Annotated in this window: 23 protein-coding genes; 20 read left to right on the top strand and 3 right to left on the bottom strand. The window is 40.6% G+C overall.

From position 1 onward, the window contains the following. Positions 1-105: 105 nt before the first annotated feature. From NYP67_RS05725 to pyrE, 3 genes are all read left to right on the top strand, one after another. A complete protein-coding gene (locus NYP67_RS05725; RefSeq protein ID WP_101896561.1) occupies positions 106-990 on the top strand; it encodes a dihydroorotate dehydrogenase electron transfer subunit in 885 nt (294 codons plus the stop codon). Positions 991-1000: 10 nt separating this feature from the next. Beyond that, positions 1001-1984, top strand: coding sequence for a dihydroorotate dehydrogenase (locus NYP67_RS05720; protein ID WP_016635432.1), 984 nt, complete (start codon positions 1001-1003; stop codon positions 1982-1984). 83 nt (positions 1985-2067) lie between these two features. After that, on the top strand, positions 2068-2760 hold the full coding sequence (gene pyrE / locus NYP67_RS05715) for an orotate phosphoribosyltransferase (RefSeq protein ID WP_060785950.1): 693 nt from the start codon (positions 2068-2070) through the stop codon (positions 2758-2760). 96 nt (positions 2761-2856) lie between these two features. On the opposite strand, the gene NYP67_RS05710 is transcribed toward pyrE, so the two are convergent. Then, positions 2857-5316, bottom strand: a complete 2460-nt coding sequence (locus NYP67_RS05710; RefSeq protein WP_060785951.1) for a BspA family leucine-rich repeat surface protein — start codon at positions 5314-5316, stop codon at positions 2857-2859. Positions 5317-5512: 196 nt separating this feature from the next. Between NYP67_RS05710 and NYP67_RS05705 the strand changes: the two genes are divergently transcribed. The 17 genes from NYP67_RS05705 (at position 5513) to NYP67_RS05625 (ending at position 25266) form a co-directional block, all read left to right on the top strand. After that, entirely contained in the window at positions 5513-6472 is a 960-nt protein-coding gene (locus NYP67_RS05705; RefSeq protein WP_102704558.1) for a hypothetical protein, read from the top strand. Positions 6473-6598: 126 nt separating this feature from the next. After that, a complete protein-coding gene (efp, locus tag NYP67_RS05700) occupies positions 6599-7162 on the top strand; it encodes an elongation factor P (protein WP_004133058.1) in 564 nt (187 codons plus the stop codon). 26 nt (positions 7163-7188) lie between these two features. Next, a complete protein-coding gene (nusB, locus tag NYP67_RS05695; RefSeq protein WP_102704557.1) occupies positions 7189-7695 on the top strand; it encodes a transcription antitermination factor NusB in 507 nt (168 codons plus the stop codon). A gap of 192 nt (positions 7696-7887) precedes the next feature. Continuing rightward, complete coding sequence (carA, locus tag NYP67_RS05690) at positions 7888-9102, top strand: glutamine-hydrolyzing carbamoyl-phosphate synthase small subunit (RefSeq protein WP_102704556.1); 1215 nt, start codon at positions 7888-7890, stop codon at positions 9100-9102. A gap of 29 nt (positions 9103-9131) precedes the next feature. Beyond that, complete coding sequence (gene carB, locus NYP67_RS05685; protein WP_004133068.1) at positions 9132-12527, top strand: carbamoyl-phosphate synthase large subunit; 3396 nt, start codon at positions 9132-9134, stop codon at positions 12525-12527. Positions 12528-12530: 3 nt separating this feature from the next. After that, a complete protein-coding gene (pyrF, locus tag NYP67_RS05680; protein WP_004133070.1) occupies positions 12531-13430 on the top strand; it encodes an orotidine-5'-phosphate decarboxylase in 900 nt (299 codons plus the stop codon). A gap of 22 nt (positions 13431-13452) precedes the next feature. Further along, positions 13453-14067, top strand: a complete 615-nt coding sequence (gene gmk, locus NYP67_RS05675) for a guanylate kinase (protein ID WP_004130987.1) — start codon at positions 13453-13455, stop codon at positions 14065-14067. A gap of 137 nt (positions 14068-14204) precedes the next feature. Further along, positions 14205-14489: a DNA-directed RNA polymerase subunit omega gene (gene rpoZ, locus NYP67_RS05670; RefSeq protein ID WP_004130985.1), complete on the top strand. Its 285-nt coding sequence runs from the start codon at positions 14205-14207 to the stop codon at positions 14487-14489. A gap of 131 nt (positions 14490-14620) precedes the next feature. After that, a complete protein-coding gene (metK, locus tag NYP67_RS05665; protein ID WP_004133072.1) occupies positions 14621-15847 on the top strand; it encodes a methionine adenosyltransferase in 1227 nt (408 codons plus the stop codon). Positions 15848-15886: 39 nt separating this feature from the next. After that, positions 15887-18379, top strand: coding sequence for a primosomal protein N' family DNA-binding protein (locus NYP67_RS05660; protein WP_004133074.1), 2493 nt, complete (start codon positions 15887-15889; stop codon positions 18377-18379). 63 nt (positions 18380-18442) lie between these two features. Beyond that, complete coding sequence (locus NYP67_RS05655) at positions 18443-19567, top strand: shikimate dehydrogenase (RefSeq protein ID WP_102704554.1); 1125 nt, start codon at positions 18443-18445, stop codon at positions 19565-19567. After that, positions 19564-20463 (top strand): RNase adapter RapZ, encoded by a 900-nt coding sequence (rapZ, locus tag NYP67_RS05650; protein ID WP_016785003.1) that lies wholly within the window; start codon positions 19564-19566, stop codon positions 20461-20463. Before NYP67_RS05655 ends, rapZ begins: the two co-directional genes overlap by 4 nt. 184 nt (positions 20464-20647) lie before the next feature. Continuing rightward, positions 20648-21586 (top strand): DNA-binding protein WhiA, encoded by a 939-nt coding sequence (whiA, locus tag NYP67_RS05645; protein WP_004130980.1) that lies wholly within the window; start codon positions 20648-20650, stop codon positions 21584-21586. Positions 21587-21840: 254 nt separating this feature from the next. Continuing rightward, complete coding sequence (locus tag NYP67_RS05640) at positions 21841-23046, top strand: phosphoglycerate kinase (RefSeq protein WP_016829596.1); 1206 nt, start codon at positions 21841-21843, stop codon at positions 23044-23046. Between the two features lie 104 nt (positions 23047-23150). After that, entirely contained in the window at positions 23151-23948 is a 798-nt protein-coding gene (gene tpiA, locus NYP67_RS05635; protein ID WP_016635445.1) for a triose-phosphate isomerase, read from the top strand. A gap of 98 nt (positions 23949-24046) precedes the next feature. Beyond that, positions 24047-24295 carry a preprotein translocase subunit SecG gene (gene secG / locus NYP67_RS05630; RefSeq protein WP_004115170.1) on the top strand — a complete coding sequence of 83 codons (249 nt, stop codon included), beginning with the start codon at positions 24047-24049 and terminating at the stop codon, positions 24293-24295. A 131-nt stretch (positions 24296-24426) separates the two neighbouring features. Beyond that, positions 24427-25266, top strand: a complete 840-nt coding sequence (locus NYP67_RS05625) for an HAD hydrolase family protein (protein ID WP_115757577.1) — start codon at positions 24427-24429, stop codon at positions 25264-25266. A 586-nt stretch (positions 25267-25852) separates the two neighbouring features. Here NYP67_RS05625 and NYP67_RS05620 read toward each other — a convergent pair. Together NYP67_RS05620 and NYP67_RS05615 are read right to left on the bottom strand one after the other, a co-directional pair. Further along, the gene (locus tag NYP67_RS05620; RefSeq protein WP_115757575.1) at positions 25853-26302 is read right to left on the bottom strand and encodes a hypothetical protein; all 450 of its coding nucleotides are present in this window, start codon (positions 26300-26302) and stop codon (positions 25853-25855) included. A gap of 1 nt (position 26303) precedes the next feature. After that, positions 26304-26504, bottom strand: a complete 201-nt coding sequence (locus tag NYP67_RS05615) for a helix-turn-helix transcriptional regulator (RefSeq protein WP_018615718.1) — start codon at positions 26502-26504, stop codon at positions 26304-26306. Positions 26505-26832: the final 328 nt, after the last annotated feature.

Here is a 26832-nt window from a genome sequence, read left to right as displayed (position 1 = left end):
AATCGTAAGTTATAAGTTTCAAATTATAAATCGCAAGTTGTAAATCGCAAATTATATATAACTAAAAACTAAACAGTTACACATTAAACAAGATAGGGCAAATACATGAGTGATGGCATGTTTATTCAAACTCGAAAATCTTCTAGAGGCTTTATATTTACTATTCGCGAAAGCTCTTTAGACTATTCGGGTTCAGATTCTAGTAAGCCAAAATATAGCCGTCTTTTAGGAAGGCGCCCAATAGAAGTTCTTGATAATCAAAAGCTTGACGAAGGTGTGTATCGCTTAGTTTTGCGCGATGATGCTATTGCTAAAACGGCCACTCCTGCGCAATTTGTTAACTTATATTCTCCAGATTCTACAACTATGCTTCCTAGGCCATTTGGTGTTGCAAGCGTTGATGGAGACACTTTTAGTCTTATTTTTGCTGTTATTGGTAAGGGCACTGCCGAATTTGCACAGCTTAAAGCAGGTGACACTGTAGATGCTTTAGGGCCATTAGGATTGGGCTTTGATATTTCTAAGCCAGCGCACTATGTTCTTGTAAGCGGAGGATTGGGCGTTCCTCCTTTGATTTGTGCTGCTCAAGCGATTTCAAAAAACAAGGATTGCAAAGTGAGTGCAGTGCTCGGGTATCGCGATAATCATTTTGCTGACTCGTTTATGAAGGAATACGTTGATGATGTTTATAGCATTAGCAACGCGCAAGGAACTGTTATTACTTTGCTTAATGAGCTAGAGCAAGAAAATTATTTTGATTTTAATGGCGATTTGCCTATTGTTATTCTTTCTTGCGGACCTATGCCAATGATGAAAGCTGTAGCTCATTGGGCACATGAGCGTAATGTTAAATGTCAGCTAAGCCTAGAAGCAAGAATGGGATGCGGCTATGGAACTTGTGTTGCTTGCGTTGTAGATACTTTAGAAGGCAGACTTAAAGTTTGTAACGAAGGACCAGTGTTTGACGCTGAAAGATTAGGCTGGGAGTAAAGGAAAGAACATGAGCAATGAAACAAATAATGCTTTAGAAAACGCGCAAAATAATGCGCAAAATCTTGGTTTTGACACTAGCCACGTTTGGAAGCACTCAACTAAAGTTGCGGGAGTTGAGTGGAAAAACATGGTTGGAACAGCGTCTGGAACGTTCCAACTTGCAGCTTGCGCGCACTTTTATGACGTTAGCCAACTTGGAGCAATTTGTACAAAAGGTGTTTCCCCAGTTCCTTGGGAGGGTAATCCTTCTCCGCGCACTGCAGAATCGCCTTCTGGAATGGTGAATGCTGTTGGTTTGCAAAATCCTGGAGTTGATCACTATTTAGTAGACGAGCTTCCAAAGTTAAAAAAGCTTGGAGCGCTTGTAATCACAAATGTTGCAGGCCACAGTGACGAAGATTATGCGCAAGTTGTTGAAAAGCTTGCGGATTCCGCGGCAGATATGCTAGAGATTAACGTTAGCTGCCCAAATGTAACTCATGGCGGAATGAGTGTTGGCACAGACCCAGTTGCATTGCATCGTTTAATTAAGCGACTTCGCGCAATGACAGATAAGCCGATGATTGTAAAAATGACGCCAAATGTTACAGATATTGTTTCGATTTGCAAAGCTGCTGTTGACGCTGGCGCAGATGCTTTAAGCATGATTAATACTTTAGTTGGATTGAGAATTGACATTCGCACAGGCGAGCCGATTATTGCAAACCGTACGGGCGGTGTTTCTGGTCCTGCAATCTTCCCGATTGGTCTTGGATTTGTGTGGCGAGTGCGTCAAGCTATGCCAGATATTCCAATCATTGGTATTGGTGGCATTGATTCTGGAGAGAAAGCTTTGGAATACTTGTATGCTGGCGCTAATGCTGTAGAAGTTGGGGCGGCCGCTCTTGTGGACCCAACTGCTCCGATTCGCATTGCGCGTGAGCTTGACGATTTGCTTGATTCTCGACCAAAGCTTGCATCTTTGCTTAAAGAAGGCAAAACTTGGCGATGAAATTTAATACAGTAAAACAATTTATTTAAGACAGATTATTTAAGACAGATTATTTAAGACAGATTTAACAAGGAGAGTTAATTATGGCACAATTACACGAGGATTTTACAAAGTTTTTGCTTGATTCAGGCGCACTTAAATTTGGTGATTTTACGCTTAAGTCTGGTCGCCAATCGCCTTACTTTATTAACGCTGGTGCTTTTGACGACGGCATGAAAATCGCTTCTCTTGGCGATTATTACGCTCAAAGAATTGTTGCAGCAATCAAAGATGGTATTCTTTCTAACAATATTGACACAGTTTTTGGTCCTGCTTATAAAGGCATTCCGCTGGCAGTTTCTACGTCTATGGCTTTAACAAATAATTACAATATGCCAGTTGGTTTTACTTTTGATAGAAAAGAGCGAAAAGACCACGGCGACGGCGGAATGATGGTTGGAAAGCCGCTAAAAGACGGCATGAATGTGTTGCTAGTTGACGACGTTATGACTGCTGGAACTGCAGTTCGCGAAACTTTGCCAAAGCTTAAAGCAGAAGCAAATGTGCAAGTTGTTGGCTTGATTTTGGCAGTAGATAGAATGGAGCGCACAAAAGACAGTGATCTTTCTGCAGTAAAAGCAGTAGAGCAAGAGTTTGGATTCCCAGTGCTTCCAATTGCAAACGTGCGCGAAATCTTCGATGCAGCCAAGAATATTAGTAATTCAAACGGCGAGCCTGTAATGAATCAGCAGTTAGCAGATCGCGCTGCTAAATATCTTATTCAATATGGCGCTTGATATATGGCGTTTTAATAAAATATCTTAAAGTTTTCCGCAAAATGTTGTAAACATGTTGTGTAGAACAACATTTTGCGGAAAATTATTGCAAATGTTTTAGTTTTTCTTTAGAGTAAAGGTTGCAATTCCAGCAATTGCAACAACAAATACAACTAATATAGCAATAGCTAATACATGCGTATTATTGGTTGAAGAGGCTGCTTTCGCAATATAGCTGTTATTTGTTAGTGCGTCCTTCTTTTTGTTTACGCTTTTACTTGAATCATTATCTTTAGAGTTGTTTTCTTTAGAATAATCGTTTTGCAAATCTTTGTAATCAGCGTTATTGCTGATTGAGTTGCTGCTTTGTTCGGTTTGATTCTTATTTGTTACAGTTTTGTTGGCGATTTCTGCTTTGTAAGAAGTATCTTGATTCTCTTGTTGCGATTTAGCAGATTCTGCAGTTTTAGGTTCTGCAACCTTTTGTTGTTCTGCAGTATATGTTTTCGCATCAACACTGGTTTGATTATAACTACTATAATTGTAATCATCTTTATTAAAAGGAATGAATAATAATTTGTTCAAACTGTAATCAGAATCAGAATCATGGTCCGAAGATTCAGATCTACTAGGCTCAACAACGTTTGAAGTTTCCTTTTGAATGCTTTTAGTTTTAACAGTCAAATTAAAATCTTTACTTAAATCAAGATTGCTTAAATCTGTATTAAAAGCAGAGTTCCCATTATTCCAATCTGTAATCACTTCGTCTTTTAAGCCTAGAATTGTAGATAAAGTTGCGTTTGCTTTTTCTATACCTAGATTTCGGAAGTCAGTTATTTTATTATTTGAATCTTTACAGTTAACAATTGCATCAACAAAATTATGTTTTCCATTCGTATTAACTAAGCAATTAATATTAGCATCGCCGTGTTTTATTGTAGCCATAAAGTATCCGCGTAAGAATCTTCTAGAGCCGCTTTCTTTGCTTTGTTTTGCGTTATTTTCTATTAAATCTTTTGCACTATTTGAGAATCCACCTTCTTTAATAAGAAGATTTCCATTTTGTGTGCTTGCTTCTTTCCAAATGTCATTAAGTGCCGAAAGATTTGTTTGTTCGAGATTAACGCCAGATGGAATGGTAATATCAACGATTTTGCTGCCGCCAAACATGTTTTTAACACCTTGGTTTAATGAACCGGTTTGAATATTAAGAGCTTGTGTTAAATCCCACTTAGAAATATCTAGAGACGTTACAGAAGAGTTTGCAAACATATCGTTCATGTCTGTTGCGCTAGAAGTGTTCCAATTTTCGATTCCTGGTATTTGTGTTAAATTAGTAGTGTTTGAAAATGCTTTTCCCATATTCCAAACATTTTTTGTATTCCAATTTTCTAAGCCAGTTATCTTTTTAACGCCACTGTTGTCAAAAAGACCAACAATGTTTGAAACATAAGAAGTTTTCCATTTTCCAAGGTTGGCTTCTTTAAGTGAGGTTGTTCCAGTAAACATTTTTCCAATGTCGTTAGTATTGCTAATATCCCAGTTTTCAAGCGCTTTAATGTCTTCTAGCTTGTTGGCGTTCATAAACATTCTTCCCATTGAAGCTAGATTGTTGTTTGTAAACACTTCTAAGCCTTCGCTAGTTGTTAATCCGCTTTCTTCAAACATTCCAGTTGCTTCATCGCAGTAGGTGTTGTCCCAAGTAATTCCCTTAACGTTTGAAAGATTCTTTGCTTGGTAGAACATGTTGTTCATATGATGAACATTGCGCGTTTTAAAGTTTCTAATGCCGTCTGCAGATTCGATTGCGCTGCCTTCAAACATGCTAGTCATGTCTGTAACGTTGTTAGTGTTCCACTTTTCGTCTAATCCGTGAACTGTGCGCAAATTTTTTGTGTTTCTAAACATTAGCTGCATGTTTTCAACGTTGCTAACGTCCCAGTTAGATATTGGATTTATGCTGATTATTCCGCTATCTTCAAACAGGCTGCTCATATCTGTTACGCGGCTTGTATCCCAGTCTTTAGTTCCATTAATGTTTTTTAGCTTAGGAGTTGAAGAAAACATTCCAGACATATCTTCTACATTAGAAGTGTCAAATAAATCCAAATTGTTTATTGTTTCTAGATTTGCAAAGTTTGAAAACAGATTGCTAGCACCGTTACCGAGTTGAATTTTTCCAGCATTTTCAGTTTGATCGCCTGATTGAACAATATTTATGACTTTGACTTTAGCTGTATCAAAATTTACGCCATCTTGGTTGTTTTTATTAGAGGAAATTATTTTTTCAATTGAGTTAGATGCAAAATCTGTCCCGCTAATTTTTGATATTTCAAGAGTGTTAGTTGATTCGTCCAACTTCCACTTTAGTCCAGTAGGAGTTGGGTCAAATAAACCCTGATATTTTGCTTCGTGCCAAATGTTTGGTGTATTTTCTGTGTTTTTTGGATTAGATGCAACAGATTCGTTATACTGCGTTAGCCCAGTGTTTAATTTTTCGCGAGCAATGGCTTGAGTTGGTATTAGTGAGAAAATTATTACTAAAGATAAGCAAGATGCGAATATATTTTTTCTCATGGTTTCTCTTCTCGGTTAAATCATGCGTATGTTCGTTCTTGTTAGAACATGTTAAATATATCAGTCTTTATGAATAAAGTAAAGATAATATGTTAGTTTATGTTCTTTTTTTGTAAAAATAATTATAAATTAGTGTTTTATAATGATGCTTTTATATGTGAGTAAAAATATCAAAAGATTGTATTAATCTCATAATATGGAAAACAGCAATAATAAGTACCAAGAATCAGAAGATTTGGATGATATCGCTTCCTTTAATAATCAAGATGAGTATGAGCAAGAAAATATTTTTGGATCTTCTAATGATGATTCAAACAACTCCTTGTTAAGCGATAAAAAGGCTATTGCTGTTATTGTTTGTGTATCTCTTATATCAATCGGAGTCGTTGCTGGATTAGGGTTTGTATTATTTGCTAATAACTCTAAGACTAATCTAAAAGCAAGTGAGCCTTCTAAAAATTGCGTTCAATTGCGCAAAAAAGTAATCAATGCTAAAGAAGAGCTTAAAAAAATTGTATCAAGTCAAGATGTTAAAGATGCTTCTAATATAAAAGCTGCTGATTTTGATGAAGATTTTGATGCAGCTAAAGACGCTGCAGATGATTTTGAATCTTCTCTAAGCTACGCTAATGATGACTTAAACGATGATATTCCAGCATGCCCACTTGGCGCGGATTCTTACGATTCTACAAGAGTTGAAAATAAGCTTTCAGACAAATTGGATTCTTTGCGTAAAGATGCTGATTCTGTTAAAACGCATGCAAAGAATTTACTAAAAACTAGCAGAACTGCTTTTGGAGATCAATTGTTAAATCTTGTTAAAAAAGCTAGAGAGCTTGTAGAAAAAGCGAAAAATTTGCCTATTTTAGCTGATGCTTCTAAAAGCCTAGAAGATGCTATTAATGATGCTGGGAATGCTCTTGCTAAAAGCACCAATAATTATCAAGAATTAAAGCAGGCTTATCAAAAAATAAAAGCTGTTATAAGCCAGTACGAAGATAGAATTAAAAAAGTGAGCGATAGATTTTTAAGTAGAGATGGCAATGGGTATCCTTTTGATGCTCCACATCCTAAGGATGATCAAGGTGGCTATATTCCAATGGGTCGTAGTCAAAACTCAGAGTCTTTGGAACAAAACGATCAGAGTAACGAATAATTGCGTTAAATGCGGTTGTTATTTTAGTTGTTATTTTAATTAGTTGACGCTTTGTGGCATAATAAGCAAGGTTTATTTCTTAGCTGCACGCATTGCAGCTTTATTAGCGAAAGAAACGGATAACTCGTGGCACAGACTACCAATGATATTAAAAATGGATCGGTTTTGAACCTTGAAGGTCAGCTTTGGACTGTTGTTAAGTTCCAGCACGTAAAGCCAGGCAAAGGTCCTGCTTTCGTTCGTACCACCATTAAGAACGTGCTCTCGGGCAAGATTGTCGATAAGACTTTTAACGCCGGCATGAAGATGGAGTTCGAGACCGTTGATAACCGTACTTTGCAATACTCTTACGAAGACGGCGATAACTTTGTGTTTATGGATATGACAACCTACGACCAGGTGTACATTCCTAAGGATTTGGTTGGAGAGCAAAGCAAGTATCTTCTTGAAGGAACTGATTGCATTGTTAGCTTCCATGATGGCACTCCTTTGAGCGTAGAGCTTCCAGCGTCTGTAATTTTGACGATTACTCACACTGAGCCAGGCTTGCAAGGCAACCGTTCTAACGCTGGCACTAAGCCTGCAACAGTTGAGACTGGTGCTGAAATTCAGGTTCCACTCTTTGTTGGCGAAGGCGAAAAGGTTAAGGTCGATACTCGTGACGGCTCTTACCTTGGTCGCGAAAACTAGTAAAAACTTATAAAAAGGACGCTAATATGGCACGCTCCACTGCTCGAAAGAGGGCATTGAACACTCTTTATGAGGCAGACGAGAAAAGTCAGAATATTCTTTCTTTACTCGACGAACGTTTGAAAGAGCCAGGCGCGCAAACTCCTCTTCCAGATTATGCTGTTGATATTATTCGCGGAGTAGGAGAGCGCAGAAATAGGATTGATAAAACCTTAAATCGCTATTCAACAGGATGGAAAGTTGGAAGAATGGCGGTTATTGACCGCAATATTTTGCGCATTGCTGTTTGGGAGATTCTTCTAAACGACGAAGTGCCAGATAAAGTTGCGATTGACGAGGCAATTGCTCTTTCTAAAACATATAGTGATGATGAAGCAATCACCTTTATTCATGGTCTTTTAAGCGCAATTGTTTCCGATAAAGACGCTTGCTTGGCTAAGTTTAATGGTGAATCTGGGGAATCTGACGAGTCTGGTGAAGCTAGTGAGTCTAGTGAAGCAGAAGAGTCGCAAGAATCGCAAGAAAACGATTAATCTTTTGTAAAGTCAGATTTAGATTCAGATTCTAGTTTTGCAAAATAGTCTTTTGCAAAATAGTCGTAAAACATGTAAATCCGCTTGCTTGTAAAAGTAGGCGGATTTTTGTTTTGTAATACATCGGCGCGTCGCCGTCCGCCAATATGAGTAGACTTGCCACGAATAACCTAAAGCCATAAGGGGGTTAAGGTGGACTATAACGACACCTTCGCCGGATTCGGCACTGATGATGCAGTATTAGTATTGGAAGACGGGCAAGTTTACGTTGGTAAACCATTTGGCGCAAAAGGTTCTACACGCGCTGAAATCGTGTTCTCTACAGGAATGACTGGTTACCAAGAAACACTTACTGATCCAAGTTATGATCAACAAATAGTTGTTCAAACGTTCCCACACATAGGAAACACGGGAATAAACGGCGAAGACCCAGAGTCGTCAAAAATATGGGTTGCAGGATACGTTGTAAAAGCTCCAAGTCCAAATGTTAGCAATTGGAGAGCCACTGGTTCCTTGGAAGATGATTTAGAAAAACAAGGTATTGTAGGAATCAGTGGTATTGATACAAGAATGCTGGTACGACATTTACGCTCAGTTGGCGTTATGCGTGCCGGCATTTTTTCTAATGATGCTCTTATAGATAAAACTACTGGAGCAATTCGCACAGTTGCATCTTTTGTAAATGAAATTAAAGAAACTCCTCAAATGCAAGGCTTGCGACTAACAGACGAAGTTAGTACGCAAGAAGCTTATATGATTGAGCCTTGCGGGGATTATGAAGGCAAAGAGCCTCTTTACACTGTTGTAGCTGTTGACTTTGGAATAAAAGCCATGACTCCTCACCGTTTGGCGCAGCGTGGATGCCGTGTGCACGTTGTAAGCTCCTCAATAAGCTTTGAGTCGCTTCAAGCGCTTAACGCAGATGGCGTGTTCTTCTCGAATGGCCCTGGAGACCCTGCTCAAGCAAATCGCGAAGTGGAATTATTGCGTAACGTGTTAGATGCGGGCTACCCATTCTTTGGAATATGCTTTGGAAACCAATTGCTTGGTCGCGCGCTCGGCTTTGGAACATACAAGCTTAAGTTTGGTCATCGTGGCATAAATCAGCCTGTAAAAGACGTGACTACTGGAAAAGTGGAAGTTACGGCGCATAATCACGGATTTGCTGTAGATGCTCCTATTGGTAAGACTGTTCAATCGCCTTACGAAAATGGCCATTTTGGTCGCGTAATAGTGTCTCATGTAGATCTTAACGACAATGTTGTAGAAGGCTTGCAATGCCTTGATATTCCAGCTTTTTCTGTGCAATATCACCCAGAAGCAGCCGCAGGACCTCACGACGCATCATACTTGTTTGATCGCTTTGTAGAACTTATGCAAAATCACAAGAATAAGAGCGAAAAATAGTAGGTATAAAGAGATAAAAGGAATTTATAATGCCAAAACGCGATGATATTAAGTCTGTAATGGTGATTGGTTCTGGCCCAATCGTAATTGGTCAGGCTGCAGAATTTGACTATTCGGGAACGCAAGCTTGCCGAGTGCTTCACGAAGAAGGAATCCGCGTAATCCTTGTAAACTCTAATCCTGCTACGATTATGACGGATCCAGAGCTTGCAGACGCAACATACATTGAGCCAATAGACACGGCGATTTTGGAGCGCATTATTGCTAAAGAGAAGCCAGATGCGCTTCTTCCAACGCTAGGCGGCCAAACTGCGCTTAATGCTGCAATGGACTTGGGGCGTGCAGGAATCCTAAAAAAGTACAATGTGGAGCTTATTGGCGCATCTTTGGAAGCAATCGATCGCGGTGAAGATCGTGAGCTTTTTAAGAAAGTCGTAGAAAAAGCTGGAGCGGAAAGCGCAAAATCCTTTATTGCTCACTCAATTGAAGAAGTAGACAAAATTGTTGAAACGCTTGGATACCCAGTAGTAGTACGCCCAAGCTTTACAATGGGCGGCTTAGGCTCTGGAATTGCTCATAATCAAGAAGAATTACACCGCATTGCGGGAGCTGGCATCCACTATTCTCCAACAGACGAAGTGCTTATTGAAGAAGGCATTGAAGGCTGGAAGGAATTTGAGCTGGAGCTTATGCGAGATTCTAAAGACAACGTTGTTGTTGTGTGCCCAATCGAAAACGTTGACCCTGTAGGCGTGCATACTGGTGACTCGATTACTGTTGCTCCATGCTTTACGCTAACAGATCGCGAGTATCAAAAGATGCGTGATATTGGTATTGCGATTATTCGAGGCGTTGGAGTTGATACAGGTGGATGCAATATTCAATTCGCAATCAACCCTAAGACTGGCCGCATAGTCGTAATCGAAATGAATCCTAGAGTTTCGCGCTCTTCGGCGCTCGCATCTAAAGCAACAGGATTCCCAATCGCAAAAATCGCTACAAAACTTGCGCTCGGCTACACTTTGGACGAAATCCAAAACGATATTACGCGTTCGACTCCTGCAAGCTTTGAGCCAACGATTGACTATGTTGTAACTAAGATTCCACGTTTTGCTTTCGAAAAATTCCCTGGAGCAGACACTACGCTTACAACTTCTATGAAGTCGGTTGGCGAAGCAATGGCTTTGGCTGGAAACTTCCAGGAGTCTCTTGGAAAAGCAATGCGCTCAATCGACAAGCGCCACGCATGCTTTAACTGGGACGGCGAGCGCCCGAGCAAAGAAGAAGTTAATAGACTTCTTGAAGAAATACACACGCCAACAGAGCATCGCTACTTGCAAATTCAGCGCGCGCTTTGGGGCGGAGCAACTCCAGAGCAGATTTTTGACGCAACAAAAATCGACCCATGGTTTGTTGAGCAGCTTTCGTTAATCAATAAAACAGCTTTAGAGGTTCGTGAAGCAGAAAACCTGACGCCTAAAGTGTTAAAGAGCGCTAAGCTTGCAGGCCTTTCGGATGTTCAAATTGCGCATTTGCGTAATCTTGGAGACGAAGGCGAAAACATGGTTCGAGAGCTTCGCTGGGCGTATGGATTGCATCCTGTTTACAAAACGGTTGACACTTGCGCTGCCGAGTTTGACGCTGTAACGCCTTACTACTATTCTTGCTACGCTCAAGAAAGCGAGCTTAAGCCGCGCAATCGCGAAGCCGTGATCATTCTTGGATCTGGTCCTAATAGAATCGGCCAGGGTATTGAGTTTGACTACACTTGCGTTCATGCTGTGCAAGAGCTGGGTAAGGATTACGACACAATCATGGTCAATTGCAATCCTGAAACAGTTTCTACAGACTACGATATGTCGGATCGCCTATACTTTGAGCCGCTTACTTTTGAAGACGTGCTTGAGATTTATCAAGCAGAAAAGAAGCTTGGTCCAGTTAAAGGCGTGATTGTGCAACTTGGCGGCCAAACTCCGCTTTCACTCGCGGCTCGTCTTAAAGCTGCAGGCGTTCCAATTTTGGGTACTACACCTGAGGCCATTGATTTGGCGGAAAATCGCGAGCTTTTCGGCGAGGTTCTTCGCCAAGAAGGCATGAATGCTCCGCGCTACGGCACGGCTTTAAGTCTTGAAGAAGCTAAAGATGCTGCTCACGCAATCGGCTACCCAGTTCTTGTGCGACCAAGCTACGTGCTTGGTGGTCGTGGCATGGAAATAGTGTACGACGATGCTCAGCTTGCAAAATACGTGGATCGCGCTTTGCAAGAAGCTAGAGCAGACACTGTTGTTTCTGGCCGCTTACCTTCGCCTCTTTTGATTGATAAGTTCCTCCAAGATGCTATTGAGATTGACGTTGATGCACTTTACGACGGAAACGAGCTTTATATTGGCGGAATTATGGAGCATGTTGAAGAGGCTGGTGTGCACTCTGGCGATGCTGCTTGCACTCTTCCTCCAAGCACACTTTCCGACGATCAAATTCGTAGACTTCGCGAGGGCACGCTTTCGATTGCTCGCGGATGCTCGGTTCGTGGTCTTATTAACGTTCAATACGCTTTTATGGCAAACACTTTGTACGTGATTGAGGCAAATCCGAGAGCGTCTAGAACTGTTCCGTTTGCTTCTAAAGCTACGGGTGTTGCTCTTGCTAAAGCTGCTGCTCGAATTATGTCTGGAGAGACAATCGCACAGCAGCGAAAGCGTGGTCTTCTTCTTCCAAAGGGAGATGGCGGAGATATTCACCCAGGCCAGCAGGTTGCTATTAAGGCTTCCGTCTTGCCTTTTAAGCGTTTCCGCACGCCTGTTGGTAGAACAGTTGATATTTTGCTTGGTCCAGAAATGCGTTCTACTGGAGAAGTTATGGGCTTCGACCGAGACTTCCCACATGCTTTTGCTAAGAGTCAGCTTGCAGCATACAAGGGCGGTTTGCCTACAAGTGGCAACGTGTTTGTGTCTGTAAGCGATGCAGATAAACGCCAATTGCCTCTTCTTGCAGTGCGCTTAGTAGAACTTGGATTTACGATTTGGGCTACAGAAGGTACGGCATCTGTTCTTAGACGCTACGGCATTGATTCCGTTATTGTTGACAAGCTCTCAAGCCAAGGCGACACGGCGAAGGATGTGCGAAATGACGTGCCTTCGCGCGAAAGAATCGGCAAAAACGTGGTTGAGCTGATTGAGAATGGTAAGATTGATATGGTGTTGAACACGCCGAATTCAAGAGGGTCGCGTACGGATGGTTATGCTATTCGTGCAGCTGCTGTTGCAGCAGACCTTCCGCAATTCACAACAATTACGGAGTTTGCACCAGTTCTTATGGCTATAGAAGCCGTTAAGAACAACGATTACCAAGTGATGAGCATTCAGGAGCATGCAAAGCAACTGTTTGCAATCGAGAAGGCAGAAAACGAAGAAAGTCGGGCTTAATACATGACCGAAAGCATACGAGAGCAGGAATTGCAGGCGCAAAGATCCGATTTTGGATTGCGTCTAAAAAACGCTATGGCAAAATATGGGCCATTATGCGTTGGCATAGATCCGCACCGCAAGATGCTGCTTAATTGGGGATACAATATGGATGCTCAAGGAGCAGAATTGTTCTCCATGCGTATGCTTCAAGCCATGAACGGCAGAGCTGCTGCCGTAAAATTCCAATCAAGCATGTTCGAGCGCTACGGGTCTAAGGGTTTCGCTGCGCTCGAACGAGTTCTGTACGCTGCAAGGCAAATGGATGTAATCACTATTGTTGATTGCGGTCATGGTGGTTTGTCTACAACAATCTCCGCTCTTGCAGACGCTTATTTTAAGCCAGATGCTCCTCTTCTTACAGATGCAATTACGCTTCTTCCGTATTACGGAGCCAGATCAATGGGTGGGTTGATTAATGAGGCTCTTAATAATGGCAGGGGCGTGTTTATTGCTTCTCTAACGTCTAATCGCGAAGGCGCTAGCTTGCAAACTGCTATTCGCCAGACTGGTTCTTACCGCGGTACAACTGTTGCTCATGGCATTGCTCAAACTGCTCAAACTTTTAACAACAATACAAAGGGCATGGGCTCTGTTGGTTTGATTGTTGGAGCCACTATTGGAGATTGGATGAATGGCGGTGGAATCGATTTAACGAGTTTTACTGGCCCTATTCTTTCTCCAGGCTACGGCTGGCAGGGTGCGGAAGCTAACGATTTGAAAACGGTTTTTGCTGGAACTCACGGAAACGTTTTAGTAACTGTTTCTAGGTCTATTGCTTCGCATGGTCCAGATATTGGTGCATTATCTAATGCAACTGAACGAATAGCTTGGGATATTCGTCAAGCTTTAATGGATTCATAAAAATGATTTAAGAGAGTCAAATATGGTTAGTTTAGACAATACACAAAGTACGCAATCCATTAAAAGGCGATTGATTGTTCTTACTGGTCCTACTGCTGCTGGTAAGGGCACTGTTGAGGGGGTATTGCGCGAAAAACACCCTAATATTTGGCTTTCTGTTTCTGCGACTACCAGAAAGCCTCGCTACGACGAGTTTAATGGTATTCATTATTGGTTTATTGACGAAGAAGAGTTTGCTAGAAGGCAAAAGAACGGCGAATTTTTAGAGACTGCTCTTGTTCACGGTATGGCTCACTATGGTACTCTTCTTAAACCTGTTTTAGATCATCTTGCTCAAAACGTTCCAACGCTTCTAGAGATTGATCTTCAAGGAGCTAGAAGAGTAAAGCAAGAGGCTTCTAGACTTGGTTTGGAAGTTGTGTACGTGTTTATTGCTCCTCCTAGCTTTGAAGAGCTTAAGCGTAGGCTTATTGGTAGAGGCACAGAAACTCCTGAGCAGCAAGCTAAGCGTTTGCAAACAGCAAAAGTGGAAATGGCTGCGTCTAGTGAGTTTGATTTTGTGATTGTTAATGACGATGCTAATCGCGCTGCGGACGAGCTTTGGAATATAATCGCTAAAGAATACGATTTAGATTAGTTTAGATTAATCATGATTAGTTTAGATTAGTTCCAATCACTTTAGTTTAATTTTGATTAGTGTTTTGAATATCCTTGCAATAGCTTACAATTGTTTATTTGGAAACTATTGTGGCACCATAGAATATGGAGAACATTATGGCATTGGGCACTAAGCCAACACCTACGGGACTTGCAAATCCGCCTATTGATGATTTAATGCAACATGCGGATTCCAAGTATGCGCTTGCCTTGTTTGCCGCAAAACGAGCACGGCAGATTAATTCTTATTTCACACAGCTTAACGAGGGATTGTTGCAAAACGTCGGTCCTCTTGTTGAGTATAAGAACCAAGAAAAGCCTCTTTCTATTGCATTCCGCGAGATTAATAAGGGTTTGCTGGTGGAGAATCTTGGTGAAGATGATGTGAACGAAGGAAACTAAGTTTTCTTTTTCGTTTAATTGCAGCCGTATTATCCTTGCGCTTACAATTGCGTGTGGGTATGCGGCTGCGATTGTTTTAATGCGCTTGATTTATAGAGTCATCTTGATTTACAAAGTTATAAAGGGGAATTATGAAAGAGTCTAAACTTATTTCTGCAGAATCTGTTACAGAAGGTCATCCAGATAAGCTTTGTGATCAGATTGCGGATGCAATTTTAGACGACATGCTTCGTCAAGATCCCCATGCGCATGTTGCTGTTGAAGTTTGCGCTTGCGTAGGACAATTTGTTGTTTTTGGTGAGGTTAGGGGAGAAGTTTACACAGATATTCCTGGAATCGTAAGAAAAGTAGTGCGCGAAGTTGGATACAACAGTTCTTCTGTTGGCTTAGACGCTGATTCTTGTGGCGTAATGGTTTCTCTAACTGAGCAAAGCGCGGAGATAAATCAAGGTGTTTCTAGATTAGATTTAGAATCCGAAAATCTTGCGTCTAAAGAAGAGCGTTATAAGAGTCAAGGAGCAGGCGACCAGGGCGTTATGTTTGGTTATGCTAGCGACGAAACAGACACTTATATGCCTCTTCCAATCTATCTTGCTCATCGTCTTGCTCAACGCTTATCTTACGTTAGAAAATCTGGTATTGTGCCAAATCTTAGACCAGATGGAAAAACGCAAGTAACAATCGAGTATAACGAAAAGTTAGAGCCTATTCGCTTAGATACTGTTTTGATTTCCACTCAACATAGCCCTAATGTAAGCGTTGATTGGCTTAGAGAACAGCTTGTTAAAAACGTTGTAGAGCCTGTTCTTAGTAAAGTCTTAGAAAATCGCGTTGATTATAGCGATTATAGAATGCTTGTAAATCCTACAGGGTCGTTTGTTTTAGGCGGGCCTGCTGCAGACTCTGGATTGACTGGCAGAAAGATTATTGTAGACACTTATGGTGGAGCCGCTCATCATGGTGGCGGAGCTTTTTCTGGTAAAGACCCTAGTAAGGTAGATCGTTCTGCAGCATACGCTGCACGTTGGGTTGCTAAGAATCTTGTTGCTGCAGGTTTGGCTCATAAAGTAGAAGTGCAAGTCGCGTACGCGATTGGTATTGCGGAGCCTGTTAGCGTGAATGTAGAAACTTTTGGAACAGAAGCTAACGGAATTACGCGTTCGGATATTTCTGCAATAGTTCGCAAAGTCTTTGATTTGCGACCAGCTGCGATTATTGACGAACTTGATTTGCTTAGACCAATTTACTCAAAGACTTCTGCATATGGTCATTTTGGCAGAAGTGATGTTGAGTTTCCTTGGGAAAAGTTGAATCGTGTTGAACAGATTAAAAATGAGGTAAAATCATTAAAAAAATGATTTGAAGTTTTATAAGGATTAATTTTATAAGGATTATTAATGCTTGAACAGTCTTCGTTGCAGCCTTCTTTAGAAGGTTTAGCGAAAAAATCGCACAGGCGCAAAAAGGGTGGTTCAACACCAATCCAAGCGAGTAACTGTGCGATTGCGCATGTTGTTTTAGACGTTCAAGCACCTCATCTTGGAAAAACTTTCGACTACATTGTTAGCCAATCGCAAGATGAAGACGCAAAGCCAGGGGTTATGGTTCGCGTAAAATTCGGCGCAAGACGAGTTAACGGAATCATATGGAGCAGAAGCGATTCAAGTGAAACGCCAAAATCCTCCCTAAAGTTTATTGAAAAAATTATTTCTAGCGAAAAAGTTGCATCTAAATCTTTTATGCAAGATATTTCGTCAATTGCAGAAGCTTATGGTGGAACTAGAGCGAATATTATTCGGCTCGCTTTGCCCAAAAGAATCGCTGGCGTAGATAAAGAGAATTTTTTAGACGATATTCACATGTCTAAAAGGCAAAAATGGACTAGCGATTTTCGCAAAAGCTTAAAATCAAAAGATGACTGGCAACAGAATCAATATAGCGAATCGGAAAATCTTATAAAAACAACCGATGCTCGCATGTTTTCGTCTTACAAAAACGCGGATTTGTTAAAACAAGCGCTAGAAAACGTTCAAAAACCTTATTATTTGCATTCCAAAGATGATTTTACGTTAAATACTACGAATAATTACAAAGCTTTTCTTGTAGATGCTTTGCCAGGAGCGTTTAGATGGGCGCAAGATTTAGCGTGGATTATTGCAAATGCTATAAGCGCTGGTCGTCAAGTTGCTGTTGTTTTGCCTACGATTCGAGAAGTGAGCGATGTTATGCGCTCGCTTATGGTTTACGGCCTTAAGCCTTATAAAAAGTCACAAAATTCTAATGGCGCTTTAAGTGGAGATGTTGCCCGTCTTTGCGCTTATGATTCTCCAGCAGATAGGTATAGAGCGTGGAGAGCTATAGAAAAGGGCATTGTTCCGTGTGTTTTAGGAACAAGGTCTGCAATGTATGCGCCAGTTGAGTCGCAAGCGCTTTTTGTGATTGTAGAAGATAGCGCATATCAGTATGCAGACGGCATGATGCCTTACGCACAAGCTAGAGGCGTTATGCGATTGCGCGCAAAAAATCATAATGGCGTATTTGTTTCAATGTCTTTTGCAAGAAGCGTTATTAGTCAAAGCGAAGTTGAAAACAAAAAATTAGCTCCTTCGGTTAGTGACCATTTAGTAGAAGTTACGCCTTTTAAGTCTGTTGTTCAAAATGCAAGTCCTTGGGTTCGTCTTTTAAATTCAAATAATTTGACTAAAATAAACGACCCGAGTGTAGGTTCTAGAATACCTTACACTGCGCTAACTTCGATTAGACAAACTTTAGACGCTAAAATGCCTGTTTTGCTTGCCACATGCCAAGACAGTGCTATTCAAAAAGCTGCGTGTAAAAAGTGCCATTGTATTGCGCGTTGCAAACGTTGCACTGGTCCGCTTGACTTGCCCTTAGACGGTTCTGCTCCTAAATGCGCGTGGTGTGGAAGTATTGCAATAGGTTGGAAATGCTCGAATTGTTCTAGTAATTCTGGAGCGATTGAAGCTGTTCATATAGGCGTTAATTTTACAGCTAAAGAAGTGTTTAAGTTTTTTAAGGATGTTCCAATTATTGTTTCTTCTGCAAAACAAAAAAGCGGTGTTGTTGAGTGGGTTGAGCAAAAGCCGATGATTGTTATTAGCGCGCTTGGATCGCAGCCGCGTGTTTTAAGCAATTCTAAAGATTCTTGCGGGGAATATGGTCTTGTTGCGATTTTAGACGCGTGGACGAGTCTTTACAGCACGGGATTAGATGCTCGAATAGACACTTTGAACGCGTGGATGAAAGCGGCTTCTATGTGTGCTCCAAAAAGCAGAGACGGAAGCGTGCTTATTTTGGGAGAAACTTATGATGTTCTAGCTAAATCGTTAGAAGAGTGGGATTCTTCGATTCTTTCTAAACAAGAGCTTAAAGAAAGAGAAGATGCGCTTTTGCCTCCTTCTGTTTGCGTTGCAAGAATATGGGGTTTTAGGCAAGCTGTTGTAGATACGCTTAATGCGATTGGTGCAATGGGCGATTATGAGTGTGAAGACATTAGTGAAGACATTGCAAAAGTCGCAAGCAAAAATGGCAATTTAGATAGTTCTAGCAATCTTCCAATGTTAAAAGTCGAAACTAAAAATAATAACTCTGTGGTTTCTGGCGATTCGAGCGAAGATTCTGGCGATTCGAGTGAGTCCGAATATCTTCCGCCTTTACTTGGAATTGTTCCAATGAAGCCTCCTTCAACATTGCGCGAGCAAAATTCTCAACGATTTGAAGAATTAAACGATAGAGTTAAAGCAGTTGTAAGAGTGCCATTAGAATATAGAGATGAATTAGTAAATCGTTTGAAAAAAGAATGCGCAAAGCATTTTGCAATGCGAAAAAGTGGAGAATTAAAATTTAGTGTAGATCCTAAGGATTTGTAAAATCACCAAAGGCTTATAAATAAAGACTTATGAATAAAGAGACTTATAAATAAAGAGGTGAAAATGGTTGAAAAATGCTACAATTGCGCGGTTTTGGGCAATCCCATATCGCACTCTCTATCTCCAGTTTTACACAACGCTGCATATAAGGCATTGGGCTTGAGAAATTGGCATTATGGTAAAGAAAAAGTTAGCGAAGAAGACTTAAAAGATTTTATTGCAAATCTTGATGATTCTTGGAAAGGCTTAAGCCTTACAATGCCACTTAAAAAAACGATTATGAGCTTAGGTGTAGCTTGCGACTATTGGGCAAAAACACTTGGAGTTGCAAATACTGCTGTGTTTAGTAAAAAGCCATGCATAGAAAATCCTGAGACGATTGAGCTTTGTAACACAGACGTAAATGGGATTGTAATGGCGTTAATGCGCGCTCTAAAATCTAAAATATTAGACGCAAAAAGTGCGGTTATTATTGGCAGCGGAAACACAGCGTCTTCTGCAATGGCAGCTTTAATAGAAATTGCGCAAGGCTCAAAATTGAGCAAAGTTAGTGTTGTTGCAAGATTGCAAAGCGATGGTAAAACTGTTAAAGGCGTTAGTAGATTTAACGATTTAGTAGATAAACATAACTCGGATTTTCCAAATAGCAGAAGAATAGAGCCGTCTAACTTGTATCTTAAAAACAAACGCGATTACAAGCCTGTTTGCGGTATAGAATTCCCTACTATTGATCCTGAATTTATAAAAATATCGCAAGATATAGAAAAATGTGATAAATCTCACATTCTAGAATCTATTTCTTCATTGGATGCAATTGAAGCAATTGCAAACGCAGATATTGTTATAAGCACTGTTCCAGCTCATGTAGCAGACGGATTAGCGCTAGCTTTGTGTGAATATTGCCAAGAAAAGTCAATAAAACATTTAGGAGCTTTGCTAGACGTTGTATATGATCCTCGACCAAGCCAGATACTTAAAGTTTGGAGAAAATACGGCATTGGTATTGGCGGAGAAGAAATGCTTTTACACCAGGCATTAGATCAAGTAAAACTCATGACTTTTGAATATAGATATGCGAGTGATGATGCGAGTGATGATTCTTGCACAAACAAACACCAATCTGACAAGGCTCCAGATTACGATTACATAAGAAGTTGCATGGAAAAAGCATTGCAGGAGGCGTTATGAGAACTGAAAATAGTGAATTCTCGCAGGTGGCAAGCGATTTTGAAGTAATGCTCATTACTGGCATGAGCGGCGCTGGCAGATCTCATGCAGCAAATGCTTTGGAAGACATGGGCTGGTATGTTATTGATAATCTTCCTCCAAAGCTGCTTATTCCGCTTGTAGACATGATGACGTCTTCTGGCTCTAAAGTGCATAAGCTTGCAGCAGTGATTGATGTAAGATCGCGCGGATATTTTGACGATCTTTTTGCTGTTTTGGGTCACATAGATGATTTGGGAGTAAAAACTCGAATACTATTTTTAGACGCTTCCGATTCTGTGCTTATTAAGCGATATGAGTCTGTGCGCAGGCCACATCCTTTGCAACGTGGTGGAAGACTTATTGATGGCATTTTAGAAGAGCGCGAGCTTTTAAGTCATCTTAAGGATTGCGCGGATATTATTATCGATACTTCTACTCTTAGTATTCATCAACTTTCAACTAAGCTTTACGAAGGCTTGCTTGGAAAAGGATCTTCTACTGTATCTGTTCACATTTTTAGCTTTGGATTTAAGTACGGAATGCCTATGGACGCAGACTTTGTAGCAGATATGCGATTTTTGCCAAATCCATTTTGGGTTCCAGAACTTAGAGATTTAACAGGCAAAGATAAAGCTGTTAGCGATTATGTTCTTAAAAACCCAGCCGCAATGGAATTCTTAGATTCCTACGAGAAAGCTCTTCTTACAGCAATCGATGGTTTTGCAAAAGAAGATAAGCACTATGTAACTATTGCAATTGGATGCACAGGAGGCCAGCATAGGTCTGTAGCTATTAGCATAGAGCTTGCAAAACGATTAAAATCTAGAGGATTACAGGTTACAGTGTCTGCTAGAGAGATGAGATCTAGAGCATGATTTAACAAATAATGCATTTTCTCCTACGGTGTTATGTAATATAAAAAGCAATATTAAAAGGTAAAATGTCCAAGTCATTGGGTACTACAGAAAGCCGAGCATGTAGATGTTTTTAGCATCGTGCAATGGCATCTTGCAAGAATCCCAACGCATACTTTAAGAAGAACAAAATAGGAGGTTTCCCTTGGCTCTTCTTGACGACGTAAAGAACGAACTCGTCGCAAATAATAGTGACCAACCAGCGGTTATTATGGCTCAAGCTGCAGCGATGATGCGTTTTGCTGGAGGTTTAAGGCCAGTTAATAATCAAGCTGTAATTAGAGCACAGTTTGATTCGCAAAATGCAGCACAATGGCTCGTAGATGTGCTTGAGACTTATTTCCAGCGGGAAGCGAAGATTTCTCAAGCTTCTCGTCAAACCCCTACGGGTGTTGTTACTCGTTACGAGGTTCTTGTTGATCGAGGAGCCGCAGCTTTAGCATTGCAATCTGGTCTTTTGGATCGCCGTATGCACATTGTTGCAGGCTTAGCTCCAGAGATTGTTAGTGGAAGCATTGCGCAAATTAAAGCCGCGTGGAGGGGAGCGTTTATAGCTCATGGTGCTATATCGGATCCTGGAAAAGCTAGTTATCTAGAGATTGTTTGCCCAACTCACGAGGCTGCAACAGCTTTGCAAGCTATGGCTGCACGTTTGGGTGTAAGCGCAAAGGCTCGTAAAGTTAAAAGCTCCGAGCGCGTTACTTTGCGTGATTCAGACGCAATTGAGCGTATGCTTAATTTGATTGGCGCTCCAAGGTCTTCTAGAGAATGGACTGGTAAGCGTTCTGATGGCGAAGCAAGAGGAAAAGCTAATCGTTTAGCAAACTTCGACGATGCAAATATGCGCAGAAGTGCTAAGGCTGCTGCAGAAGCTTGCGAAAAGGTTCGTCACGCTTTCGACGTTCTTGGAGACGATATTCCAGAAAATCTTTTGATGGCAGGCAAGTTGCGACTTAAGCACAGTGATGCAAGCTTGGAAGAGCTTGGCCATTTGGCAGATCCTCCAATCACAAAAGATGCTGTTGCTGGTCGTATTCGTAGACTTTTGCAACTTTGCGCTAAAGTCGAAAAATCTAGAATGTGAGTTGATTCTAGGATTAACTTTTGTAGCTACTAACTTTGATTAAATGCCGTATACACAAAGTATGCGGCATTTTTGTATCGCGCGATTTTGTTGTTGATTTTTATGTACATCTTTCTGTTGATTTTGTGCGTGCTTGTTGCGCATATGCGGTATAATCGTTTGTGGAATTTATAGACGTTTTAGCTTTGCTTTCGTCTTTTTCTTGTTAAATTCGCCATCATGATTGGTTGAATCATGGTTTGGAAAGGATACCAATGAAGACACTTAAAGATTTGGGAGATTTGAGCGGCAAGCGCGTACTCGTTCGTGCAGATTTTAATGTTCCTCTTAAGGGCACGACTATCACAGACGACGGTCGTATTAAGGCTGCTTTGCCAACGATTAAAGCTTTGCGCGAGCAGGGCGCCAAGGTTATTTTAATGGCTCATCTTGGCCGTCCAAAGGGTCAAGTTGTTCCAGAGCTTTCTTTGGCTCCAGTGGCAGCTCGCTTAGGTGAACTTCTTGGTGTAAATGTTGCTTTGGCTGCAGATACTTACGGCGAAGATGCTCAAGCTAAGGTTGCTGCAATGAACAATGGCGACGTTGTTTTGCTTGAAAACGTGCGCTTTAACGCCGAAGAAACCAGCAAGGATGCTGCTGAACGCGCTGAATATGCTAAGAAGATTGCTGCTCTTGGAGAAGTTTTTGTTTCCGACGGCTTCGGTGTTGTTCACCGCGCCCAGGGTTCAAATTACGATGTTGCTGCTGATCTTCCAGCTGCTGCAGGCTTGCTTGTTGAAAAGGAAGTTAAGGCACTTTCTCGTGCAACCGAAAATCCAGAGCGTCCTTTGACTGTTGTTCTTGGTGGCTCTAAGGTTTCCGATAAACTCGGCGTTATTGAAAACTTGCTTTCTAAGGCAAATCGCCTTGTTATTGGCGGCGGTATGGTGTTCACTTTCCTTAAGGCTTTGGGTCACGAAGTCGGTACTTCTTTGCTTGAGGAAGATCAGCTCGAGAAAGTTAAGGGATACATTGAAACCGCTAAGAAGAATGGCGTAGAGCTTGTTCTTCCAACCGATATTGTTGTGAACGCTGGCTTCCCAGCAGGAGACACTCCAGTTGCTCCAGAAGTTGTTCCAGCGGATGCTATTCCAGCAGACAAGATGGGCTTAGATATTGGCCCTGATTCTCAAAAGTTGTTCCACGATAAGATTGTTGATTCCAAGACTGTTGTTTGGAATGGACCAATGGGCGTGTTTGAGGTTCCAGAGTTTGCTGCTGGTACTCGTGCGGTGGCTCAGGGCTTGGTTGACGCCACTAAGAACGGTACTTTCACTATTGTTGGCGGTGGTGATTCAGCTTCTGCAGTTCGTAACCTTGGATTTGCGGAAGATGGTTTCTCTCACATCTCCACTGGTGGCGGCGCTTCTCTCGAGTTCTTGGAAGGTAAGACTCTTCCAGGCTTGAGCGTGCTTGAGTAAATAACTTTAAGATATTGTGCCGGCTTCGATTTTATGAATTCATTTTGTAAATCGAGGTCGGCATAATGTTAATTTTATCTTTATAACAATTCTTAAGGGTGATTATGGTTTGTAAAAGAAAACCGCTAGTTGCAGGTAATTGGAAGATGAATTTCAATCACCTCGAAGCCACTCATTTTATTCAAAAATTCTGGTGGATGCTTTGCGATTCTCACTTCGATTGCAAAAAATGCGATATTGCGCTTATGCCGTCGTTTACATCCTTAAGAAGCGTACAAGTTTTAGTTGAATCCAGCAATATTCCTATTCTTTACGGAGCGCAAGCTGTTTCCGTTACAACTCAAGGCGCGTTTACTGGAGACGTTTCTGCAGATATGCTTGCAAGTCTTGGCTGCTCAATGGTGATTGTAGGCCATTCCGAGCGTCGAAAGTATCATCCAGAAGACGATGCGAATATTGTTGACCAAGTGCGTGCTGTTCTTGCAGCTGGAATGCAACCAATTTTATGCGTTGGAGAAAGCTTTGAGGAGCGCAAGCAAGGTATAGAGCTTGATTTTGCGGTTGGTCAAGTTCACGACGTTACTCGTGACTTAGATTCTAAGCAAGCAGAGCGTTTGATTATTGCGTACGAACCAGTTTGGGCTATTGGAACTGGCATGGTTGCTACTGCTCAATCTGCTCAAGAGGCAGCTTTTGCGATTAGAGACGATTTGCGACGCACTTTCGACAACAATGTTGCAAATTCTGTGCGTATTCTTTATGGCGGATCTGTAACGTCTTCTAATGCGTCAAGCTTAATTAGTGAGCCAGATGTGGATGGATTCCTTATTGGAGGAGCGTCTTTAGAAGTTGAAGAGCTTGCTTCTATTGTTAAACTCGCGTCTTATAAAAATCGCGAATGATTTTAGTGCTTATTTAGTGAATGATTCAACATATATTTAACGCATAGGTCAATGGCTTTTACTATGCTTTACAGAGTACCAAAAACAGGAGGTTACTTGTGTCCGCTGTGAAAATTGTTTTGCAAGTGTTGCTTGTGCTCACCAGCATTTTGTTGACATTGTTGATTTTGATGCACAAGGGCAAGGGCGGCGGTCTTTCCGACATGTTCGGCGGCGGTTTAACGAAGAACGCTGGTAGCTCTGGTGTTGCAGAAAAGAACTTGAATCGTTGGACTGTTATTATAGCGTTGATTTGGGTGGCTGTTATTGTTGCCTTGAATCTTATGACTAAGTTCTCACTTATCTAAGTATTCTTTTAAGCGCGTAATCGATTAGGTTATGCGCTTTTTATTTTATAAGCAGAGCAGGTGTACATTTTGCTATGCTTTTTAAGATGTTAGAAGATGTTAGACTAATTAAAATACATTAGGTTATTGTTATGCTTCATTTTTCTCCTTCTCTTGTGGTAGCAGATCTTGATGGCACTATGCTTCATGATGCTAATGCTTTTGAAAGCAGATATTTAAGCCAAGAAACTGTTAGCGTTTCTAAGCGTTTGAGTGAATGTGGAATTCCGCTTGCGATTATTACTGCTCGACCTGTTGGAAGTGCTTTTGATTTTATTCACGATTTGAATGCTCAAGTTTGCGCGTACCTTAATGGTGCTCTTATTGATTTTGACTGTGCTCACAGCACGATAGGTGAGCTTACTTCGCAAAGAAGCCTTGATACTCTTACGCGTTTTGGATTTGATTCTCAACATGCTTGTAGTGTGTGTTTGCGCTTGCTTAATGAGATTCCTACGCTTCGCATTGGCATTGTTATGAACGATGTTCGTTACACTAATTTTGATGTTCGTATGCTTTGGAGCGAGCAGGATTTTGTTATTACCGATTTTTCTAATGTTCCAAGTGGCATTGCAGACAAGATTATTATTGTTCCTCGAGAGAGTGAGAAGGAAAAACTTCAGAGCATTCTTCCAACCGATTTTTCGCTACACATTAGCGAAGATGTTTTGTGGATGCTTACGAATCCCCTTGCAAACAAAGGTCATGCTTTGAACGTTATTTGCGATCGTTTGGGTGTAAAGCCTAGTCGCACAGTCGTTTTCGGAGACGATATTATAGATATAGACATGTTCCGCGCAGGGGGATACGGTGTAGCGGTATCGAATAGTAATCCTCGGTTGCTTGCGATTGCGGACGAGGTTTGTGATTCCAACAACAATAATGGCGTTGCTACCTGGCTTAATTCAAATCTTTTACTAGATTGTGAATAACCCACCTTTCGTTACTGGCGAAGTTGTGTGACGAATTCTTTCGTAGAGAGTCAAACGGAAAGCTTGGTGACATTATCAGTGAAGAGAAGAAATCTACCATTCAAGTCGGAACAGCTAAAGATCTCAATGTATAATACCCATTTTTCATTAGTGGTGATGCTGTACTTTCTTGTGATAAACCACTAGTTAATAATCGACCCATTTATATTCCAAATGAGATTGAACTTAAGGTGTTTAATAGAATTGCTATGCCTGCTTATACGACTATATCGTCTAATCAACGCGAAAATAGAGCTTTGATAGCTCTCCGTGATTGGCTTTTACCTATGCTCATGAACGGGCAAGCGACAATCGAAGATTAGGCAGCTAAATTATCATTTCTCTATCCATTAATTTCTTCTCCTTAATCTATAAATTTCAATTAAAAAAGCGACTGAACTTATATTTCAATCGCTAAATGTCTTATATATTAAATTGTTTTAAGTGTGGCTTCTTATCCTTACCATTTTTACCTCCTAATTTTGAGTATAAAAAAAGACGATAGAGTTTTAACTGTCTATCGTCTAATACCTTTAATATGATATTTTTAAATCTTTTTTGACCAATATACTTTTAATAATTTAGAAAATATTATTTGTACAAATGCAACTATTATTAACGCTAAAAAGGCTTCATAACTTACATATGCTACAGCTAAAGAAACTATTACAATAACCATTGAGAATATAGGTATTATATTTGATCCTGACTTCATCTTTATTAATATCATTCTCTCATCTGTTTCTTTAGTATACATCTTCTCCAATATATCTCTATTTCTATATGCTCTACCAAGCATTGACATGTAGAATACAGATACAAGTTCAAGTCCAATAAAAAATCCTACTACATAATCTGTCACATCTTCTTTTAATGGAAATTTATATTTTAAGTAAAAATTTCCAATAATAACTGCGAGTAAGGCAACCATACATAATAAGACTAAAATAGTAATTCTAAATCCTATTTCTTTTTTATATTTTTCTAATTTGTTCATATTAATCGTCCTCCTCTATGCTAAATATTTCTTCAATACTTGTATCAAAAAACTTAGCAATTCTAAAAGCCAACGGCAGTGATGCTATATATTTTCCAGTTTCAATGGAAGTTATGGTCTGCCTTGTAACTCCAACTTCATTTGCTAATTCTTCTTGAGTTATTTTATGCTGTTTTCTTAATCGAAAAATTGTATTTTTCATTTTCCTCCTTCAACAGCAAGTTAACTTTACATATAATGTATAGCTCGCTTTGCTTTTTTTGTCAAGCGTACTTTGCTTTTTTATAATTTCTTAAACTAAAAAGACGACAGATTTTATCAACCATGTTCGTATAAAAAATGATGGAACAGAACCACAGTATTATGTAAAAGATAGCCACGCTTCGATTATTCCAAGAGATATTTTCTTTAAAGTTCAAGAAGAAATGTTAAGACGAGCCAACATGTTTAGTGGTGAGGAGAATAAAAAAAGGAGAGTTTATTCCAGTAAGTACGCTTTATCCAGCCTGTGTGTTTGTTCTAAATGCGGG

The organism is Gardnerella sp. c23Ub_4 (assembly GCF_055804115.1).
This window is presented reverse-complemented; position numbering and strand designations above follow the sequence as displayed.